At 54.8% G+C, this 18,373-nt stretch carries 21 protein-coding genes; 11 read left to right on the plus strand and 10 right to left on the minus strand.

Annotation, left to right across the window (positions count from 1 at the left end):
• Window positions 1–29 precede the first annotated feature (29 nt).
• Window positions 30–1,007: an elongation factor P--(R)-beta-lysine ligase gene (gene epmA, locus ENTMO_RS0104875; protein WP_010427746.1), complete on the minus strand. Its 978-nt coding sequence runs from the start codon at window positions 1,005–1,007 to the stop codon at window positions 30–32.
• Between the two features lie 310 nt (window positions 1,008–1,317).
• Between epmA and frdA the strand changes: the two genes are divergently transcribed.
• The 4 genes from frdA to frdD are packed head-to-tail and all read left to right on the plus strand — an operon-like array spanning window position 1,318 to window position 4,611.
• On the plus strand, window positions 1,318–3,108 hold the full coding sequence (gene frdA / locus ENTMO_RS0104880) for a fumarate reductase (quinol) flavoprotein subunit (protein ID WP_010427748.1): 1,791 nt from the start codon (window positions 1,318–1,320) through the stop codon (window positions 3,106–3,108).
• Complete coding sequence (locus ENTMO_RS0104885; protein WP_010427750.1) at window positions 3,101–3,835, plus strand: succinate dehydrogenase/fumarate reductase iron-sulfur subunit; 735 nt, start codon at window positions 3,101–3,103, stop codon at window positions 3,833–3,835. The genes frdA and ENTMO_RS0104885 overlap by 8 nt, the downstream gene beginning before the upstream one ends.
• Before the next feature lie 10 nt (window positions 3,836–3,845).
• On the plus strand, window positions 3,846–4,241 hold the full coding sequence (gene frdC, locus ENTMO_RS0104890; RefSeq protein WP_010427752.1) for a fumarate reductase subunit FrdC: 396 nt from the start codon (window positions 3,846–3,848) through the stop codon (window positions 4,239–4,241).
• Window positions 4,242–4,251: 10 nt separating this feature from the next.
• Window positions 4,252–4,611: a fumarate reductase subunit FrdD gene (gene frdD, locus ENTMO_RS0104895; RefSeq protein WP_010427753.1), complete on the plus strand. Its 360-nt coding sequence runs from the start codon at window positions 4,252–4,254 to the stop codon at window positions 4,609–4,611.
• Window positions 4,612–4,640: 29 nt separating this feature from the next.
• On the opposite strand, the gene ampR is transcribed toward frdD, so the two are convergent.
• On the minus strand, window positions 4,641–5,516 hold the full coding sequence (gene ampR / locus ENTMO_RS0104900) for a LysR family transcriptional regulator AmpR (protein ID WP_010427754.1): 876 nt from the start codon (window positions 5,514–5,516) through the stop codon (window positions 4,641–4,643).
• Between the two features lie 132 nt (window positions 5,517–5,648).
• Here ampR and blaACT point away from each other — a divergent pair, with 132 nt between their 5' ends.
• Both blaACT and ENTMO_RS0104910 read left to right on the plus strand, forming a co-directional pair.
• A complete protein-coding gene (gene blaACT / locus ENTMO_RS0104905; protein WP_010427756.1) occupies window positions 5,649–6,794 on the plus strand; it encodes an ACT family cephalosporin-hydrolyzing class C beta-lactamase in 1,146 nt (381 codons plus the stop codon).
• A 121-nt stretch (window positions 6,795–6,915) separates the two neighbouring features.
• Window positions 6,916–7,446: a lipocalin family protein gene (locus tag ENTMO_RS0104910; protein WP_010427758.1), complete on the plus strand. Its 531-nt coding sequence runs from the start codon at window positions 6,916–6,918 to the stop codon at window positions 7,444–7,446.
• On the opposite strand, the gene sugE is transcribed toward ENTMO_RS0104910, so the two are convergent.
• On the minus strand, window positions 7,443–7,760 hold the full coding sequence (gene sugE / locus ENTMO_RS0104915) for a quaternary ammonium compound efflux SMR transporter SugE (RefSeq protein ID WP_010427760.1): 318 nt from the start codon (window positions 7,758–7,760) through the stop codon (window positions 7,443–7,445). The two genes, ENTMO_RS0104910 and sugE, sit on opposite strands and share 4 nt — an antisense overlap.
• A gap of 261 nt (window positions 7,761–8,021) precedes the next feature.
• Between sugE and ENTMO_RS0104920 the strand changes: the two genes are divergently transcribed.
• Complete coding sequence (locus ENTMO_RS0104920) at window positions 8,022–8,621, plus strand: helix-turn-helix transcriptional regulator (protein WP_010427762.1); 600 nt, start codon at window positions 8,022–8,024, stop codon at window positions 8,619–8,621.
• A 40-nt stretch (window positions 8,622–8,661) separates the two neighbouring features.
• Here ENTMO_RS0104920 and ecnB read toward each other — a convergent pair whose 3' ends face one another.
• The 3 genes from ecnB to efp all read right to left on the minus strand — a co-directional run bounded on the left by ecnB (window position 8,662) and on the right by efp (window position 9,673).
• Window positions 8,662–8,808 carry a lipoprotein toxin entericidin B gene (gene ecnB, locus ENTMO_RS0104925; RefSeq protein ID WP_003855942.1) on the minus strand — a complete coding sequence of 49 codons (147 nt, stop codon included), beginning with the start codon at window positions 8,806–8,808 and terminating at the stop codon, window positions 8,662–8,664.
• Between the two features lie 108 nt (window positions 8,809–8,916).
• Window positions 8,917–9,048 carry an entericidin A/B family lipoprotein gene (locus tag ENTMO_RS0104930; protein ID WP_010427765.1) on the minus strand — a complete coding sequence of 44 codons (132 nt, stop codon included), beginning with the start codon at window positions 9,046–9,048 and terminating at the stop codon, window positions 8,917–8,919.
• A 58-nt stretch (window positions 9,049–9,106) separates the two neighbouring features.
• On the minus strand, window positions 9,107–9,673 hold the full coding sequence (gene efp, locus ENTMO_RS0104935) for an elongation factor P (RefSeq protein ID WP_010427766.1): 567 nt from the start codon (window positions 9,671–9,673) through the stop codon (window positions 9,107–9,109).
• Window positions 9,674–9,713: 40 nt separating this feature from the next.
• Between efp and epmB the strand changes: the two genes are divergently transcribed.
• Window positions 9,714–10,742: an EF-P beta-lysylation protein EpmB gene (gene epmB / locus ENTMO_RS0104940; protein ID WP_010427769.1), complete on the plus strand. Its 1,029-nt coding sequence runs from the start codon at window positions 9,714–9,716 to the stop codon at window positions 10,740–10,742.
• Between the two features lie 46 nt (window positions 10,743–10,788).
• On the opposite strand, the gene ENTMO_RS0104945 is transcribed toward epmB, so the two are convergent.
• The 3 genes from ENTMO_RS0104945 to ENTMO_RS0104955 all read right to left on the minus strand — a co-directional run bounded on the left by ENTMO_RS0104945 (window position 10,789) and on the right by ENTMO_RS0104955 (window position 13,253).
• Window positions 10,789–11,142, minus strand: coding sequence for a DUF4156 domain-containing protein (locus ENTMO_RS0104945; protein WP_010427771.1), 354 nt, complete (start codon window positions 11,140–11,142; stop codon window positions 10,789–10,791).
• Window positions 11,143–11,276: 134 nt separating this feature from the next.
• A complete protein-coding gene (groL, locus tag ENTMO_RS0104950) occupies window positions 11,277–12,920 on the minus strand; it encodes a chaperonin GroEL (protein ID WP_010427772.1) in 1,644 nt (547 codons plus the stop codon).
• A gap of 39 nt (window positions 12,921–12,959) precedes the next feature.
• Complete coding sequence (locus ENTMO_RS0104955; protein WP_003855929.1) at window positions 12,960–13,253, minus strand: co-chaperone GroES; 294 nt, start codon at window positions 13,251–13,253, stop codon at window positions 12,960–12,962.
• Between the two features lie 178 nt (window positions 13,254–13,431).
• Between ENTMO_RS0104955 and yjeH the strand changes: the two genes are divergently transcribed.
• The gene (gene yjeH, locus ENTMO_RS0104960) at window positions 13,432–14,670 is read left to right on the plus strand and encodes an L-methionine/branched-chain amino acid transporter (protein ID WP_010427774.1); all 1,239 of its coding nucleotides are present in this window, start codon (window positions 13,432–13,434) and stop codon (window positions 14,668–14,670) included.
• A gap of 33 nt (window positions 14,671–14,703) precedes the next feature.
• Here yjeH and ENTMO_RS0104965 read toward each other — a convergent pair whose 3' ends face one another.
• On the minus strand, window positions 14,704–15,168 hold the full coding sequence (locus ENTMO_RS0104965) for an FxsA family protein (protein WP_010427775.1): 465 nt from the start codon (window positions 15,166–15,168) through the stop codon (window positions 14,704–14,706).
• A gap of 335 nt (window positions 15,169–15,503) precedes the next feature.
• Here ENTMO_RS0104965 and aspA point away from each other — a divergent pair, with 335 nt between their 5' ends.
• Both aspA and ENTMO_RS0104975 read left to right on the plus strand, forming a co-directional pair.
• Window positions 15,504–16,940 (plus strand): aspartate ammonia-lyase, encoded by a 1,437-nt coding sequence (gene aspA / locus ENTMO_RS0104970; protein WP_010427776.1) that lies wholly within the window; start codon window positions 15,504–15,506, stop codon window positions 16,938–16,940.
• 117 nt (window positions 16,941–17,057) lie between these two features.
• Entirely contained in the window at window positions 17,058–18,359 is a 1,302-nt protein-coding gene (locus ENTMO_RS0104975) for an anaerobic C4-dicarboxylate transporter (RefSeq protein WP_010427777.1), read from the plus strand.
• Window positions 18,360–18,373 lie beyond the last annotated feature (14 nt).

Genomic DNA, 18,373 nt, shown 5'->3' on the forward strand with positions numbered 1-18,373 from the left:
GGGTAAGCGCAGCGCCACCCGGCACTTTATCAGGCGCGATCGACCGTAAAGGCAATCACATCGCCAAGCTGCTCTGCGCCCAGCGCCAGCATCACCAGACGGTCAACGCCCAGCGCCACACCAGAACAATCCGGCAGGCCAGCTTTTAACGCCTCCAGCAGGTTGGTATCAATCGGCTGCTGCGGCAGACCGCGCGCTGCACGCTTGCGGTTATCCTGCTCAAAACGCTGCTGCTGTTCGCGCGCGTCAGTCAGCTCGTGGAAACCGTTCGCCAGCTCAATACCTTTATAATAAACCTCAAAACGCTCCGCCACGCGGTGGTCTTCGGTGCTGATCTGCGCCAGCGAAGCCTGGCTTGCGGGGAAATGATAAACAAACGTCGGACGATCCTTGCCAATCTGCGGTTCCACGCCAAAGGTGAAAAGCAGTTGCAGCAGCGTATCGCGATCTTCCTCAGTATCCGCCACATTGCTCAGATCCAGTTTTGCCGCCACTTCACGCAGCTGGGCTTTATCCGCTGAAAGAGGATCGATTTCCAGACAACGCTGGAACGCCTGCTGATAGGAGAGCGTCTCCGCTTCTGAACAGTCCAGAACCTGCTGCAGCAGATCGTCCACCTCATTCATCAGGCGATACATATCATAATGCGGGCGGTACCACTCCAGCATGGTGAATTCCGGGTTGTGGTGACGACCCATCTCTTCATTACGGAAGCTGCGGCACAGCTGATACACCGGACCACATCCCGCCGCCAGCAGGCGCTTCATATGGTATTCCGGGCTGGTCATCAGATACAGATTCATACCCTGAGAATGGCCAGGGCCAACAAAACGGGTTTCAAACGGGACCAGATGAATATCCGTTACCGTTGCCTGACTCATGCACGGAGTTTCCACCTCCAGGACGCCGCGGTCAGCAAAGAAGCGGCGGATCTCCGCCATTACTGCTGCGCGTTTTAACAGGTTTGGGATGGATGCGCTCGGCTGCCAGGTGGCCGTTTCGCTCATGAGTAATTCTCCGATTTCAGACAAGGGCACGAAGTCTACTCGTAAGCCGAGGCGGAGACAAATTTTGCGCGGTAAAAGCGCCTTTTTCATAACGAAGAAAAATAACGTAACGGAATTCATCAATAACGATGATAAATCACCGCACTGAACAGCAAAAAAATCGAACACGTCAAATTTCCCTCACATCCATACGGTTATACTGTTTTACCCATAAAGGAGCAGTGGAATCGCTTTCGCAATTTCCCGTTTGGACAGGTGAGCTACCTTTAGTTCAACGCGTTGCGGAAAAACAAAAATCTGGAGGAATGTCGTGCAAACTTTTCAAGCCGATCTTGCCGTAATAGGCGCTGGCGGAGCGGGATTACGCGCTGCAATTGCTGCAGCACAAGCTAATCCCAACGCTAAAATCGCACTGATTTCAAAAGTCTATCCTATGCGTAGCCACACGGTTGCTGCAGAAGGAGGATCCGCCGCTGTTGCGCAGGATCATGACAGCTTCGAATACCATTTCCACGACACGGTTGCAGGGGGCGACTGGCTTTGCGAGCAGGATGTCGTTGACTACTTCGTGCACCACTGTCCTACGGAAATGACCCAGCTTGAGCAGTGGGGATGTCCGTGGAGTCGCCGTCCGGACGGCAGCGTCAACGTTCGCCGCTTCGGCGGAATGAAGATTGAACGCACCTGGTTCGCCGCCGATAAGACCGGCTTCCATATGCTGCACACCCTGTTCCAGACCTCCCTTCAGTTCCCGCAAATTCAACGCTTTGATGAACATTTCGTTCTCGACATTCTGGTCGATGACGGCGAGGCGCGCGGCCTGGTGGCGATGAACATGATGGAAGGCACGCTTGTCCAGATCCGCGCGAAAGCCGTGGTAATGGCAACAGGCGGTGCGGGTCGCGTTTATCGCTACAACACCAACGGCGGCATCGTCACCGGCGACGGGATGGGCATGGCGCTCAGCCACGGCGTGCCGCTGCGCGATATGGAGTTCGTGCAGTATCACCCAACCGGTCTGCCGGGCTCAGGCATTCTGATGACGGAAGGCTGCCGCGGTGAAGGCGGTATTCTGGTCAACAAAAACGGCTACCGCTATCTGCAGGATTACGGCATGGGCCCGGAAACCCCGCTCGGCGAGCCGAAGAACAAATACATGGAACTCGGCCCGCGCGACAAAGTGTCTCAGGCCTTCTGGCACGAGTGGCGCAAAGGCAACACCATCTCCACGCCGCGCAGCGATGTGGTCTATCTCGACCTGCGCCACCTCGGCGAGAAGAAACTGCTGGAGCGTCTGCCGTTCATCTGCGAGCTGGCAAAAGCCTACGTGGGCGTTGACCCGGTCAAAGAACCGATTCCGGTGCGTCCAACCGCGCACTACACCATGGGCGGTATCGAAACCGATCAGCAGTGCGAAACCCGCATCAAAGGACTGTTCGCCGTGGGCGAGTGTTCCTCCGTGGGCCTGCACGGTGCGAACCGTCTGGGCTCGAACTCGCTGGCTGAGCTGGTCGTCTTTGGCCGCATGGCGGGCGAACGCGCAATGGAGCGGGCGGCTACTGCAGGTGAAGCCAACGGTGCCGCGCTGGACGCTCAGGTCGCAGACGTTGAAAAACGGCTGAAAGATCTGGTGAATCAGGAAGGTAACGAGAACTGGTCTAAGATCCGCGATGAAATGGGCCTGTCGATGGAAGAAGGCTGCGGTATCTACCGTACGCCAGAGCTGATGCAGAAAACCGTCGACAAGCTGGCAGAGCTGCAGGAACGCTCCAAGCGCGTGCGCATCACCGATACCTCCAGCGTGTTCAATACCGACCTGCTCTACACCATCGAGCTGGGCCACGGTCTGAACGTCGCGGAATGTATGGCGCACTCCGCGCTGGCGCGTAAAGAATCGCGCGGCGCGCACCAGCGCCTTGATGAAGGCTGTACCGAACGTGATGACGTCAACTTCCTGAAACATACCCTCGCCTGGCGCGATGCGGATGGCACTACCCGTCTGGACTACAGCGACGTGAAAATCACCACGCTGCCACCGGCGAAGCGCGTTTACGGTGCAGAAGCAGAAGACGCCGAGAAGAAGGAGAAGGCGAATGGCTGAGATGCAAAAACTGAAAGTTGAAGTGGTGCGCTACAACCCGGAAGTGGACGCCGCACCGCACAGCGCTTTCTATGAAGTCCCTTATGACGAGCAAACCTCCCTGCTGGATGCGCTCGGCTATATCAAAGACAACCTGCCACCAGACCTGAGCTATCGCTGGTCCTGCCGCATGGCGATCTGCGGTTCCTGCGGCATGATGGTTAACAAGGTACCGAAGCTGGCCTGTAAAACCTTCCTGCGCGAGTACACCAAAGGCATCAAGGTTGAAGCCCTGGGCAACTTCCCGATTGAGCGCGATCTGGTGGTCGATATGACCCACTTTATCGAAAGCCTGGAAGCCATTAAGCCGTATATCATTGGCAACCCGCGCACGCCCGAACAGGGGCCAAACACCCAGACGCCAGCCCAGATGGCGAAGTACCATCAGTTCTCCGGCTGCATCAACTGCGGTCTGTGCTACGCCGCCTGTCCACAGTTTGGCCTGAACAAAGAGTTCATTGGCCCGGCAGCCATTACCCTGGCGCACCGCTATAACGAGGACAGCCGCGACCACGGTAAAAAAGAACGTATGGCGCAGCTAAACAGCCAGAACGGCGTCTGGAGCTGTACCTTTGTGGGCTACTGCTCCGAAGTCTGTCCGAAGCACGTCGACCCGGCCGCCGCTATTCAGCAGGGTAAAGTGGAAAGCTCGAAAGACTTTCTTATCGCTACCCTGAAACCACGCTAAGGAGTGCATGATGACGACTAAACGCAAAGCCTATGTGCGGCCAATGCCGTCCACCTGGTGGAAAAACCTGCCGTTTTATCGCTTCTATATGCTGCGTGAAGGCACGGCGGTACCTGCGGTCTGGTTCAGCCTTGAGCTGATGTACGGGGTTTTCGCCCTCAAACACGGTCCGGAAACCTGGGCCAGCTTTGTCGGTTTCCTGCAAAACCCGATCATCGTTGTGCTGAACCTGATCGTGCTCGCGGCCGCGCTGCTTCATACCAAAACCTGGTTTGAACTGGCGCCAAAAGCGGCGAACATCATCGTTAAAGGCGAAAAAATGGGGCCAGAGCCGGTGATTAAAGGGCTCTGGGCAGTGACGATTCTGGTCACTGTGGTCATTCTGTTTGTCGCACTGTTCTGGTAAGGAGACTACTGTGATCAATCCAAATCCAAAACGTTCTGACGAGCCGGTCTTCTGGGGCCTGTTCGGTGCAGGCGGCATGTGGAGCGCCATCATCGCGCCGGTCATTATCCTGCTGGTCGGCATTATGCTGCCGCTGGGGCTGTTCCCGGGCGATGCGCTGAGCTACGAGCGCGTACTGGCCTTTGCGAGCAGCTTTATCGGTCGCGTGTTCCTCTTCCTGATGATCGTTCTACCGCTGTGGTGTGGCCTGCACCGCATTCACCATGCGATGCATGACTTGAAAATCCATCTACCGAGCGGTAAATGGGTGTTCTACGGTCTGGCAACCATCCTGACCGTGGTGACGCTGATTGCGGTGGTCACCATCTGACGCTTCAGGCCCGCCATCCGGCGGGCCTGTTATTTCTGCATTTTTCCCACCAGCCACTGCGCAAACTCACGCATTGCGGGGGTTTCTGCCCGCGACTGGAGTCGCGTCAGCCAGTAACTGCCCAGGTCAATCTGCGTCGCAAACGGCTGCACGATACGCTCGCTGTTCAGCAAATGGCTAAACATATCAACAGGCGCGATGGCAATTCCCACGCCCGCCTGAGCCGCCTCAAGCATGGTCACAGACGAATCAAACACCATCACCCGGTGCGTCGGTGAAGGAGGATGCTCACCCGCCGCCTGCATCCAGGCAGCCCATTCGTCGCGTCGGTAAGAGCGCAGCAGGGTAAATTTCAGGATATCTGCCGGGTTTTTTAGCACAGAGGCGATATCCGGCGTGCAAAGCGGAGCCAGCGGCGCAGGGCAAAGAAACTGCGCCTCGGTACCATGCCACGCGCCTCCACCATAGCGGATGGTGTAATCCAGTCCTTCGGCGGCAGGATCGACACGGTTGTTATGCGTGGAAAGCTGCAGATCAATGTGCGGATAGCAGCGACGAAAATCCTCCAGCTGCGGAAAGAGCAACCCTGTCGCAAAGGTACCCACCACGCCGATCTTCAGCTTCTCCATGGCAAGATGGTGAGTAAAGCGATCGAGCAGACCGGCGATACGATCGAACGAATCGTTCAGCACCGGCAGTAAATTCTCGCCTTCCGTGGTCAACGTCAGCCCACGGGAAACGCGAACGAACAGCTGGCAGTGCAGGTGCTGCTCCAGTGCCTTCACGTGTTGGCTAATGGCAGAATGGGTCACATTGAGCTCAATGGCGGCATGCGTAAAACTAAGATGCCTGGCGGCCGCTTCGAAAGCACGAAGCGAGTTAAGAGGAAGATAGCTTCGCGTCATCTGTCGTTCCGTTAGAAAAATTAACAGCTAATGCTAAATTTAACCGTTTGTCAGCCACAGTCAAATCCCACAGACTACGCTCGTCTGATGGGCCCGGACACTCCCCTGAACCGTGATTATGGAAGATAACTGATGATCAAAAAATCCCTTTGCTGCGCCCTGCTGCTCGGCGTGTCATGTTCCAGCATTGCTGCGTCGATAACAGAAAAACAGCTGGCTGACGTAGTGGAAAAAAGCATTACCCCCCTGATGAAAGCGCAGTCTATTCCGGGCATGGCGGTTGCCGTGATCTACCAGGGCCAGCCGCACTATTTTACTTTTGGTAAAGCCGATGTTGCAGCGAACAAACCTGTTACTCCACAAACCCTGTTCGAACTGGGTTCTATCAGTAAAACTTTCACCGGCGTACTGGGTGGCAATGCTGTTGCCCGCGGTGAGATATCGCTGGGCGATCCGGTGACCAAATACTGGCCTGAGCTGACGGGCAAGCAGTGGCAAGGAATTCGCATGCTGGACCTGGCAACCTATACCGCAGGCGGTCTGCCGCTGCAGGTACCGGATGAGGTCACTGATAACGCCTCTCTGCTGCGCTTTTACCAGACATGGCAGCCGCAGTGGAAACCTGGCACCACGCGACTGTATGCGAACGCCAGCATCGGTCTGTTTGGCGCACTGGCGGTTAAACCTTCCGGCATGGGCTTTGAACAGGCCATGACGAAGCGGGTCTTTAAACCGATCGGGCTCGACCATACGTGGATTAACGTTCCGAAAGCAGAAGAAGCATATTACGCCTGGGGATACCGTGACGGTAAAGCGGTCCATGTGTCACCGGGGATGCTGGACGCCGAAGCCTACGGCGTGAAAACCAACGTGCAGGATATGGCGAGCTGGGTGGTGGCCAATATGGCTCCGGATAACGTTCAGGATGCATCGTTGAAGCAAGGCATGACGCTGGCACAGTCGCGCTACTGGCGCGTTGGGGCCATGTATCAGGGATTAGGCTGGGAAATGCTTAACTGGCCGGTCGATGCCAAAACCGTGGTTGAAGGTAGCGACAATAAGGTCGCGCTGGCCCCACTTCCCGCGAGAGAAGTGAATCCTCCGGCGCCGCCGGTAAAAGCCTCATGGGTGCACAAAACCGGCTCCACCGGCGGATTCGGCAGCTATGTGGCCTTTATCCCGGAGAAGCAACTTGGCATCGTGATGCTGGCGAACAAGAGCTATCCGAACCCGGCACGCGTTGAGGCGGCATACCGTATCCTCGACGCGCTGCAGTAAAACATTGCCGGGTGGCGGCTTCGCCTTACCCGGCCTACAAAATCTACGGTATGACGCCGCACAAAAGCCACATTTTCCTTGCTGTCATCTACACTTAACAGAAAACAGTAAGGAAACACCTATGCGCATTCTGCCTGTTATCGCCGCAGTGACAGCCGCGTTTTTAGTCGTTGCCTGCAGTTCCCCTACCCCGCCACCCGGCGTCACCGTCGTCACGCCTTTCGATTCACAACGCTTCCTTGGAACCTGGTATGAAATCGCCCGAATGGATCATCGGTTCGAGCGCGGTTTAGAAAAAGTCACAGCCCATTACAGTTCAATGGATGACGGCGGTATTCAGGTCGTTAACCGTGGTTACAACCCGGACCGGGCGATGTGGCAACAGTCGGTTGGCAAGGCGTACTTCACCGGCGACGCGAGCCGTGCCGCGTTGAAAGTCTCTTTCATCGGCCCGTTCTACGGTGGATATAACGTGATTGCACTCGACAGAGAATATCGTCACGCATTAGTGTGCGGGCCGGATCGCGACTACCTGTGGATACTCTCCCGCACCCCGACCATTTCACCTGAAATGAAACAGCAGATGCTGGACGTGGCGACCCGGCAAGGGTTTGATGTAGCGAAATTAGTGTGGGTTGAACAGCCGCGTTAAGGCGTGCTGAGCTTCAGGCCAACGATTCCGGCAACAATCAGGGCGAGGCTGGCAATACGCGCCAGACTCGCTGACTCTCCCAGCAACAGAATGCCGGTGATGGCCGCGCCTACCGCTCCAATTCCAGTCCAGACCGCATAAGCCGTCCCAACAGGCAGGGTACGCATTGCCCATGACAGCATGACAATACTGACAATCATTGCGGTAACGGTAATGACGCTGGGCGTCAGGCGGGTAAAACCGTGGGTATATTTCAGACCAATTGCCCAAACCACTTCGAGCAAACCGGCAATGAAAAGAATAATCCAGGACATTTCAGGCTCCTTAACTTAGTACAAGTTGGGGCCGTCCCCAGTGAAAGAAGCGCTTACGGGTCGTCCCGAAAGGCAGAGATTACGCTCAATATTGTGGATAGAGTGCGCTTTTTTTTCAATCCCTTTGTGCTGAATATGTTAAGGCAAGAAATAGCCGCAGTATGGCGCGCAGTTCAGGCATTTATCACTCATCCGACTTCTCTATGATGATGTGCTTTCTGATGGCAGGAAGCCAAACCACTAGCCGACTGCGAATCCACTATGTTCAAAATTCTTTTGATTGACCGTTGCCACTTCACCCGTACGGGTTTTGAAGCATGGCTCAATCATTCTGGTCTTTTTCCGGGTCACTTCGTCGTGACCGGGTTGAATAACCTCTTCCTCGCCAGAGAGCATATACTGCAGTGGAAACCGACGCTGGTTATCGCTGACTTACACGGTTTTCGACACGATTTTCATCATTTTCAGCAACTCTCTTCCCTGATGATTGCCAGCGAAACGCAGCCCTTTATTTTACTCCAGTCGGGCGAAGAACAAGACATGACAAACTACCTGACACAATTCCCGGTATGGGCTTCGCTGTTGAAAAATGCCGATTTAGAAGAAGTGGCGATGGTGATTAATGACGCGCTGACGTCATGCGCAAGCGTTGAAATGCCGCAGATTGCCGCCCCGCTGCTGACTCGTCAGGAGGAGAAAGTGCTAACGCTGTGGATGGACGGCGCGAGCAACCAGAAGATTGCCAGCCATTTAAGTATTAACGGAAAAACGGTTTATACCTACAAGCGGAATATCAGGATGAAGCTGCATATGGACACGCGCTATTCCCCGTTTTTATCCCTGCAGGAAGCAGAGAATTGACGGTACGGTAAGAGTGGTGCGCCGTACCGTCAGTGCGTCATTAGTTCTGAGCTTTAGTGGCTGCACCAGAAATAGCATTGCCACCATCGGAGATATCTTCCCCTACACCGCGGGTGGTATTACATGCAGTCAGTACAGAAGAGAGCACCAGAACAGAAAAGATCGCTGCAATTGTTTTCTTAACCATAATATCTTCCTTTTATAGCCAAAGTTGTTTTGTGTATAGCAACTTAAGGATAGACAAGATCCCGTCATTTGACGGCACAGGAAGCATTTTTAAGAAAATTAGACGAAATTAGCTGGCTGCATTAGAAATGACGTGGCCAAGATCTTTGATGTCTTCACCCACGCCGCGCGCGGTGTTGCATCCAGAAAGGATTGCGCTGGTCAGCGCTAACAGAAGCAGAATTTTAACGGTACGTTTCATCATCCCTGCCTGCAAAAATCAGGCGCAGCGGGCGCTGCGCCTTCAATCATGACGTAAATTACTTCACGCGGGACACGTATTCGCCGGAGCGGGTATCCACTTTGATCACTTCGCCAGTCTGGACGAACAGTGGCACTTTAACCACTGCGCCGGTAGACAGTTTAGCTGGCTTACCGCCGGTACCTGCGGTGTCACCTTTCAGACCTGGATCGGTTTCAACGATTTCCAGTTCTACGAAGTTTGGTGGGGTCACAGCGATAGGCTGGCCGTTCCACAGGGTCACGATGCACTCAGCCTGATCCAGCAGCCATTTAGCGCTGTCGCCTACTGCTTTCTCATCAGCAGACAGCTGTTCGAAAGTAGAGTTGTTCATGAAATGATAGAACTCACCGTCGTTGTACAGATAGGTCAGGTTCATATCAACAACATCAGCGCCTTCAGCGGAGTCAGTAGACTTGAAGGTTTTCTCAACACGGGTGCCGGTCAGCAGGCGGCGCAGCTTAACGCGTGCGAATGCCTGGCCTTTACCTGGTTTAACGAATTCGCTGGCTTCAACCGCGTACGGTTCGCCGTCCATCATGATTTTAAGACCAGCACGAAAATCGTTGCTATAGTACGTTGCCATAAGGCCCTCTAAATTTGTTAACTGGTAGCTAAGCCACAAAATGGCGCATATTGTAACCCTAAACACCCCGTCCAGAGAAGATTGGTTATCGCAACTTGCCGATGTAATCACCAGTCCTGATGAATTGCTGCGTCTTTTAGACCTCGATCAACACGAAGAGTTGCTTGCAGGCCGCGAGGCAAAGCGCCTTTTTGCCCTGCGCGTTCCCCGTGCGTTTGTGGCACGTATGGAGAAAGGCAACCCCGACGATCCGCTATTAAAACAAACACTTACTTCGCAGGATGAGTTTGTCACCGCGCCGGGTTACAGCACCGATCCGCTGGAAGAGCAGAACAGCGTGGTGCCGGGTTTACTGCACAAGTACCTCAACCGCGCCCTGCTGCTGGTAAAAGGCGGCTGTGCGGTAAATTGTCGTTATTGCTTCCGTCGGCACTTCCCCTATGCCGACAATCAGGGCAATAAACGCAACTGGCAGGTTGCGCTGGACTATATCGCCGCCCATCCCGAGCTTGATGAAATTATTTTTTCCGGCGGCGACCCGCTGATGGCGAAAGATCACGAGCTGGACTGGCTGCTGACGCAGCTGGAAGCCATCCAGCACATCAAGCGTCTGCGCATTCATAGCCGTTTGCCGATTGTTATTCCGGCGCGGATCACCGATGGGCTGGTCTCACGCATTGAGCAGTCTCGTTTACAGGTGCTGCTGGTAAACCATATCAACCACGCGAACGAAATTGACGATGCATTTCGGGCGGGGATGGCGCGTCTGCGTAAAGCGGGCGTGACGCTGCTGAACCAGAGCGTGCTGCTGCGCGGCGTAAACGATAGCGCCCGCGTGCTGGCAGATTTGAGCAATGCGTTGTTTGATGCGGGCGTGATGCCCTATTACCTGCACGTGCTGGATCGCGTTCAGGGCGCGGCACATTTCATGGTGACGGATGAAGAAGCCCGGCAGATTATGCGCGAACTGTTAACGCTGGTTTCAGGCTATATGGTGCCGAAGCTGGCACGTGAGATTGGCGGTGAGCCGAGCAAGACGCCGCTGGATTTGCAGCTGCGGCAGTGCTAGTTTCCCCTCACCCTAACCCTCTCCCACAGGGAGAGGGAAAAGGCAATCAGTTCGGGCACTTGTAGACCTGGCCATTCATCTGGCTGGCGGTCGGCACGAAGCTGGACAGCATCCCCTGCGTTGGGCTGCTCACGCCGTAAATCACGTTACCACCCATTGCCGCAGCCTGGTTACGCAGGGCATTCGCCGCACCGCGCATAGAGCCACCTTCTTCGCCATGCTGACCTGACATCCAGTTACTTTGCTCACCGGTTGCCGTGCCTAACAGCTGGCATTCACTACCCGGCTTATCTTCCACAAAGCGAACGCCCTGGCCCGCTGCCGACAGCTCATTGCTGGAGCTACAACCCGCCAGCAGCAATGCTGCCCCTACAATCCCTGCACAGACTTTTACGCGCATGTTATTCCTCGTTTTCAATAAGCTGGACAGTAGTTGTCCGTGTGTAAACCTTATACCTAAAAGATGACCAAAAGAAAAACCCCCGAGCATTTCTGCCCGGGGGTTTTTCACATTCTAAGCGGTAAAGCGCACAATTACATCATGCCGCCCATACCACCCATGCCGCCCATGCCAGCTGCACCTAAGTCAGGCGCGTCGCCTTTAGGCAGGTCGGTTACCATGCACTCGGTAGTGATCATCAGGCCCGCTACAGATGCCGCGTACTGCAGAGCAGAACGGGTTACTTTAGTTGGGTCCAGGATACCGAAGTCGATCATGTTGCCGTATTCTTCAGTTGCCGCGTTGTAACCGTAGTTACCTTCGCCCGCTTTCACGTTGTTGGTCACAACAGATGGCTCTTCACCGGCGTTGGACACGATCTGACGCAGTGGTGCTTCCATCGCGCGCAGCGCAACTTTGATACCCACGTTCTGATCTTCGTTCTGAGCAGTCAGGCCTGCCAGCTTAGCGGCAACACGCACCAGCGCGACACCACCACCAGCAACCACGCCTTCTTCTACCGCAGCACGGGTCGCGTGCAGGGCATCGTCAACGCGTGCTTTTTTCTCTTTCATTTCAACTTCGGTCGCCGCACCGACTTTGATTACCGCAACGCCGCCAGCCAGTTTCGCTACGCGCTCCTGCAGTTTTTCACGGTCGTAGTCAGAAGTCGCTTCTTCGATCTGCTTACGGATCTGACCAACGCGGCCCTGAATAGCGGCTTCTTCACCCACGCCATCGATGATGGTAGTGGTGTCTTTGTTGATCACAACGCGTTTCGCCTGGCCGAGGTCTTCCAGGGTCGCTTTTTCCAGCTCCATACCGATCTCTTCAGAGATCACGGTACCGCCAGTCAGGGTAGCGATATCCTGCAGCATTGCTTTACGACGATCGCCGAAGCCAGGTGCTTTAACCGCAGCCACTTTCACGATGCCGCGCATGGTGTTAACCACCAGGGTCGCCAGCGCTTCGCCTTCAACGTCTTCAGCGATGATAACCAGCGGCTTGCCTGCTTTCGCAACGGCTTCCAGCACTGGCAGCATTTCGCGGATGTTGGAGATTTTCTTGTCAGCCAGCAGGATGAACGGACTTTCCAGCTCAACAGCGCCAGTCTCTGGCTTGTTGATGAAGTATGGGGACAGGTAACCGCGGTCGAACTGCATACCTTCAACCACGTCCAGTTCGTCTTCCAGACCGGTGCCGTCTTCAACGGTGATCACGCCTTCTTTACCGACTTTATCCATCGCTTCTGCGATCAGTTTACCTACGGTTTCGTCGGAGTTAGCGGAGATGGTACCAACCTGAGCAATAGCTTTAGAGTCAGAGCACGGTACGGACAGCGCTTTCAGTTCTTCAACAGCGGATGCGACAGCTTTGTCGATACCACGTTTCAGATCCATTGGGTTCATGCCCGCAGCAACGGCTTTCAGACCTTCAGTGATGATAGCCTGTGCCAGTACGGTCGCAGTGGTGGTACCGTCGCCTGCAGCGTCGTTCGCTTTAGAGGCCACTTCTTTCACCATCTGCGCGCCCATGTTTTCGAACTTGTCTTCCAGCTCGATTTCACGTGCAACAGAAACACCATCTTTGGTGATGGTTGGCGCGCCGAAGGATTTGTCCAGCACTACGTTACGACCTTTCGGACCCAGGGTCACTTTCACTGCGTCTGCCAGTACGTTTACGCCGCGGAGCATTTTTACACGAGCGTCGTTACCGAATTTTACGTCTTTAGCTGCCATGTTCTTATTTCCTCAAATTCGTACAGTTTCGTGCGTAAATTACGCTTCAACAATTGCCAGAATGTCGCTCTCGGACATGATCAACACTTCTTCATTGTCGATCTTCTCGGATTTCACGCCGTAGCCATCGTTGAAAATGACGATGTCACCAACTTTAACGTCCAGCGGCTGCACAGTTCCGTTTTCCAGGATGCGGCCCTTACCGACAGCGATGATTTCGCCACGCGTTGATTTGGCTGCCGCAGAACCGGTCAGAACGATGCCGCCAGCAGACTTGGTTTCAACTTCTTTACGTTTGACGATCACACGATCATGTAACGGACGAATACTCATTGATAGCTCTCCTTTGAGAAAGTCATTATCAGTTATGGATGACGCCGGGCCGCACGCGGTTTTCCGGCTAGTGCCCTGAGAGATGGGGATAGCTTTTTCCCCCTTCAAGGGGGAATCGAAAAAAAATTTGCGAAAGTGTTACCATCGCCTCTCTTTTGATGGTGGCAGGACGATGGAAATGAGTGGACTCAAGCAGGAGTTGGGGCTGGCACAGGGCGTTGGCTTACTCTCCACCTCCTTGTTAGGCACGGGCGTGTTTGCCGTACCCGCTCTGGCCGCGCTGGTCGCGGGGAATAACAGCCTGTGGGCGTGGCCGGTGTTAATTGTACTGGTTTTTCCGGTGGCAATTGTCTTCGCCATCCTCGGGCGGCATTTTCCCAGCGCGGGCGGCGTGGCGCATTTTGTCGGCATAGCGTTTGGTCCGCGCCTTGAGCGCGTCACCGGCTGGCTGTTTCTCTCCGTCATTCCCGTTGGTCTTCCTGCGGCGTTGCATATTGCGACCGGCTTTGGTCAGGCGCTGTTTGGCTGGCATAACGCGCAGTTGTTGCTGGCCGAACTGGGCACTTTGGCTATCGTCTGGTGGGTGGGCTCGCGCGGCGCCAGCTCCAGCGCCAATCTGCAGACGCTGGTTGCGGTGCTGATTGTTGCGCTCGTTGCCGCTATCTGGTGGGCGGGCGATATCACAATAAAGGAAATTCCCTTTCCCGCGGTAACAGACGTCGACCATTCACAGCTTTTCGCCGCCCTCTCCGTCATGTTCTGGTGTTTTGTGGGCCTGGAAGCCTTTGCCCACCTGGCGTCGGAATTTAAACAGCCTGAACGTGATTTTCCCCGCGCGCTGATGATTGGCCTGCTGCTGGCGGGTACGGTCTATTGGGCGTGTACCGTACTGGTATTACACTTCAACGCGTTCGGTGCGGATCTCGCTGCCGCTGCATCGCTGCCGGGCATTGTGGTTGAACTGTTCGGTGTGAAAGCGCTGTGGATCGCCTGCGTCATCGGCTATCTGGCCTGTTTTGCCAGCCTGAATATTTATATCCAGAGCTTTGCCCGGCTGGTGTGGTCGCAGGCGCTCGACAAACCTGAGAATCGCCTCGCGCGCCTGTCTAAACGCCAGCTTCCGCTAAATGCCCTGAATGCCGTGCTGGGCTGCTGCGTCCTGAGTTCGCTGTGTATTTACGCGCTGGATATCAATCTGGACGCGCTGATCGTTTACGCCAACGGCATTTTCATCATGATCTACCTGCTGTGTATGCTCGCGGGTTGCCGTCTGCTGAAAGGTCGCTATAAAGCCCTGGCGGTCGTTGGGGGTGTGCTTTGCCTGCTACTGCTGGCGATGGTGGGATGGAAGAGTCTGTACGCTATTGTCATGCTTGCAGGGCTGTGGCTGTTTTTACCGAAACAGCAGAATCCGTAGGCCCGGTAAGCGAAGCGCCACCGGGCAAAAAAATCACCGATCGTCTTTATGATCTAACCGGTCGCGCTGGTCGTCCTTACGCTGGTACTCCCCTTCAAACGTATCACCCGGCCCGGTGCTGAACCCGCCACCCGGCATGCGGCTGAAACGCAGATGCGGCAGCAGCTTCATGGTCAGGTGCTTCTGCACCGGCGGTAACAGCAGCAACAGGCCGAGGAAATCGGTGAAGAACCCCGGCAGGATCAGCAGCAGGCCCGCAATAATCAGCGACACGCTTTTGATCATCTCGGCTGCCGGGCTTTCACCCGCGGCCATCTTCTGCTGCATTAACAGGAAATTTTTGAAACCCTGATTACGCACCAGCGACATGCCGATGACGGAGGTGAAGATCACCAGAATCAACGTCAGCAGCACGCCCAGCACATGGGCAACCTGAATGAAAATCGAAATCTCAATGTAAACATAGAGAAAGAAAGCAATAAACGGTATCCAGCGCACTGGCATCTCCTGTAGGGCAGGTGCCATCTGGCCCCTGTCTGAATGTGTTCGCAAAACGCGTTTTTTAGAGATGGCGACGGTTAGCCAAAATTCAATCGGTTTGCACGGATATTTTTTTCGGAAATATTAAAGCGGTGACACATTTCACAGATTAATAATTATCATGGAATCGGGTCGATAATAAGTGATCCAGCTTACGGCAATTCGCTATCATCAGCATATGATCTCGAACATCAGGCCGATTGAGGGAATAATCGTCGGTCAGAAAATATTCAAAACCACATATATACTGTGTGTTTAGTACAATCCATCGGCAGCTTGAAAAGAAGGTTCACATGTTAAACAACATTCGTATCGAAGAAGACTTGTTGGGTACCAGGGAAGTTCCAGCGGATGCCTACTACGGTGTTCACACTCTGAGAGCGATTGAAAACTTCTACATCAGCAACAGCAAAATCAGCGACATCCCTGAGTTTGTCCGTGGCATGGTGATGGTGAAGAAAGCCGCAGCACTGGCAAACAAAGAGCTGCAAACCATTCCTAAGAGCGCTGCAAATGCGATTATCGCCGCGTGCGATGAAGTGCTGAACAACGGCAAATGCATGGATCAGTTCCCGGTTGACGTCTACCAGGGCGGCGCGGGCACCTCCGTCAACATGAATACTAACGAAGTGCTGGCAAACATCGGCCTGGAGCTGATGGGCCACCAGAAAGGTGAATACCAGTACCTCAACCCGAACGACCACGTTAACAAGTGTCAGTCTACCAACGATGCTTACCCAACCGGCTTCCGCATCGCGGTCTATGCCTCTGTAGTGAAACTGGTGGACGCGATCAACCAGCTGGGCGATGGCTTCCAGCGTAAAGCGGTTGAGTTCCAGGATATCCTGAAAATGGGTCGTACCCAGTTGCAGGACGCAGTCCCTATGACCCTCGGTCAGGAATTCCACGCGTTTAACGTGCTGCTGAATGAAGAGACCAAAAACCTGCTGCGCACCTCTGAGCTGCTGCTGGAAGTGAACCTGGGCGCAACCGCCATCGGTACACGCCTGAACACGCCAGACGGCTATCAGCAGCTGGCGGTACAGAAACTGGCTGAAGTCTCTAACCTGGCCGTTGTCCCTGCGGAAGACCTGATTGAAGCGACGTCCGACTGCGGCGCATACGTCATGGTTCACAGCGCCCTGAAACGTCTGGCGGTGAAACTGTCCAAAATCTGTAACGACCTGCGCCTGCTCTCTTCCGGCCCGCGCGCTGGCCTGAACGAGATTAACCTGCCAGAACTGCAGGCGGGTTCGTCCATCATGCCAGCCAAAGTTAACCCGGTTGTGCCAGAAGTGGTCAATCAGGTCTGCTTCAAAGTCATCGGTAACGACACCACCGTGACCATGGCCTCTGAAGCCGGTCAGCTGCAGCTGAACGTGATGGAGCCAGTGATTGGCCAGGCGATGTTTGAATCCATTCACATCCTGACCAACGCCTGCTACAACCTGCTGGAAAAATGCATCAACGGCATCACCGCCAATAAAGAAGTGTGTGAAGGTTACGTCTATAACTCTATCGGGATCGTCACCTACCTCAACCCGTTCATCGGCCACCACAACGGCGATATCGTCGGTAAGATTTGTGCCGAAACCGGTAAGAGCGTGCGTGAAGTCGTGCTTGAGCGGGGACTGTTGACCGAAGCTGAGCTGGACGATATCTTCTCCGCCCAGAACCTGATGCACCCGGCGTATAAAGCGAAACGATATACCGATGAAAGCGAACAGTAACAGTTCAGGCTAAGCTTCCGAAAGGCACGTCACTTGTGACGTGCCTTTTTTCTTTTTAAGCATTACCAATTACACAACATTTCAATATCAACTTGTTAATAAACAAGGAAGGCACTTATGTTTGGAGCAGAACTCGTCATCGTCTTGTTGGCGATTTATTTGGGCGCACGACTCGGGGGGATCGGCATCGGTTTTGCCGGCGGTCTCGGGGTGCTCGTTCTTACCCTTATCTTTCAGATCAAACCCGGCGCAATCCCTTTTGACGTTATCGAAATCATCATGGCAGTTATTGCGGCTATCGCGGCCATGCAGGTCGCAGGCGGTATGGACTACCTGGTGAGCCTGGCGGAGCGTATGCTGCGCCGCCATCCAAAATATATTACCTTCCTTGCCCCGCTGGTGACCTGGTTTATGACCATTCTCGCCGGTACGGGCCACACCGCCTTCTCTACGCTGCCAGTGATTACTGAAGTGGCGAAGGAACAAGGTATTCGCCCGTCGCGTCCGCTCTCTATTGCCGTCGTCGCGTCCCAGATTGCGATTACCGCCTCGCCGATTTCCGCTGCGGTGGTCTTCTTCGCCGGTATCCTTGAGCCGATGGGCGTGAGCTACCTGACGCTGCTGGCGATCTGTATTCCGGTGACGCTGATTGCGGTCATGATCACCGCCGTGCTGTGTAACTTCCTTGGTGCCGAGCTGAAAGACGATCCGGTTTACCAGGAACGCCTGGCGAAAGGTGAAGTGAAGCTGCGCGGCAGCCAGATCTTCGAGCTGAAGCCACACGCAAAACGCTCCGTGCTGCTGTTCCTGATCGGTATTGTCGCCGTGATGTTCTATGCGACCGCCATCAGCGACACCGTGGGCCTGATCCAGAACCCGGTCCTGCCGCGTAACGAAGCGATTGTGGTGTTCATGCTGACCATCGCAACGCTGATTAGCATCACCTGTAAAATTGACACCAGCGAAGTGCTGAACGCCAGCACCTTCAAATCCGGTATGAGCGCCTGCGTGTGCGTACTGGGCGTAGCCTGGCTCGGTGATACCTTCGTGAAAGCGCACATCAGCGACATCCAGACCGTAGCCGGTGACCTGCTGCACAACTATCCGTGGCTGCTGGCGGTCGTGCTGTTCTTTGCTGCGACCCTGCTCTACTCTCAGGCCGCCACCACCAAAGCGCTGATGCCTGCGGCACTGATGCTGGGTGTGACGCCGCTGACGGCAATTGCCTCTTTCGCGGCGGTTTCTGCGCTGTTCGTATTGCCAACCTACCCAACCCTGCTGGCGGCGGTTGAAATGGATGACACCGGTTCAACGCGTATCGGTAAGTACGTGTTTAACCACGCGTTCCTGATCCCGGGCGTCGTCGCCATTACGCTTTGCGTGATCCTCGGCTTTATCATCGGCGGCATTGTGCTGTAAACGGATTGCCGTTG

The organism is Enterobacter mori LMG 25706, assembly GCF_000211415.1.
Classification (GTDB): domain Bacteria; phylum Pseudomonadota; class Gammaproteobacteria; order Enterobacterales; family Enterobacteriaceae; genus Enterobacter; species Enterobacter mori.

Bases quoted from the DNA above. Each gene is read 5' to 3' on its own strand.
- ENTMO_RS0104885 (WP_010427750.1), top strand. From the start codon at position 3,101: ATGGCTGAGATGCAAAAACTGAAAGTTGAAGTGGTGCGCTACAACCCG.
- epmA (WP_010427746.1), bottom strand. From the start codon at position 1,007: ATGAGCGAAACGGCCACCTGGCAGCCGAGCGCATCCATCCCAAACCTG.
- yjeH (WP_010427774.1), top strand. From the start codon at position 13,432: ATGAGTGGACTCAAGCAGGAGTTGGGGCTGGCACAGGGCGTTGGCTTA.
- ampR (WP_010427754.1), bottom strand. From the start codon at position 5,516: ATGACGCGAAGCTATCTTCCTCTTAACTCGCTTCGTGCTTTCGAAGCG.
- ENTMO_RS0104910 (WP_010427758.1), top strand. From the start codon at position 6,916: ATGCGCATTCTGCCTGTTATCGCCGCAGTGACAGCCGCGTTTTTAGTC.
- sugE (WP_010427760.1), bottom strand. From the start codon at position 7,760: ATGTCCTGGATTATTCTTTTCATTGCCGGTTTGCTCGAAGTGGTTTGG.
- ENTMO_RS0104955 (WP_003855929.1), bottom strand. From the start codon at position 13,253: ATGAGTATTCGTCCGTTACATGATCGTGTGATCGTCAAACGTAAAGAA.
- frdC (WP_010427752.1), top strand. From the start codon at position 3,846: ATGACGACTAAACGCAAAGCCTATGTGCGGCCAATGCCGTCCACCTGG.
- ENTMO_RS0104930 (WP_010427765.1), bottom strand. From the start codon at position 9,048: ATGAAACGTACCGTTAAAATTCTGCTTCTGTTAGCGCTGACCAGCGCA.
- efp (WP_010427766.1), bottom strand. From the start codon at position 9,673: ATGGCAACGTACTATAGCAACGATTTTCGTGCTGGTCTTAAAATCATG.
- ecnB (WP_003855942.1), bottom strand. From the start codon at position 8,808: ATGGTTAAGAAAACAATTGCAGCGATCTTTTCTGTTCTGGTGCTCTCT.
- aspA (WP_010427776.1), top strand. From the start codon at position 15,504: ATGTTAAACAACATTCGTATCGAAGAAGACTTGTTGGGTACCAGGGAA.
- epmB (WP_010427769.1), top strand. From the start codon at position 9,714: ATGGCGCATATTGTAACCCTAAACACCCCGTCCAGAGAAGATTGGTTA.
- ENTMO_RS0104920 (WP_010427762.1), top strand. From the start codon at position 8,022: ATGTTCAAAATTCTTTTGATTGACCGTTGCCACTTCACCCGTACGGGT.
- ENTMO_RS0104945 (WP_010427771.1), bottom strand. From the start codon at position 11,142: ATGCGCGTAAAAGTCTGTGCAGGGATTGTAGGGGCAGCATTGCTGCTG.
- groL (WP_010427772.1), bottom strand. From the start codon at position 12,920: ATGGCAGCTAAAGACGTAAAATTCGGTAACGACGCTCGTGTAAAAATG.
- ENTMO_RS0104975 (WP_010427777.1), top strand. From the start codon at position 17,058: ATGTTTGGAGCAGAACTCGTCATCGTCTTGTTGGCGATTTATTTGGGC.
- blaACT (WP_010427756.1), top strand. From the start codon at position 5,649: ATGATCAAAAAATCCCTTTGCTGCGCCCTGCTGCTCGGCGTGTCATGT.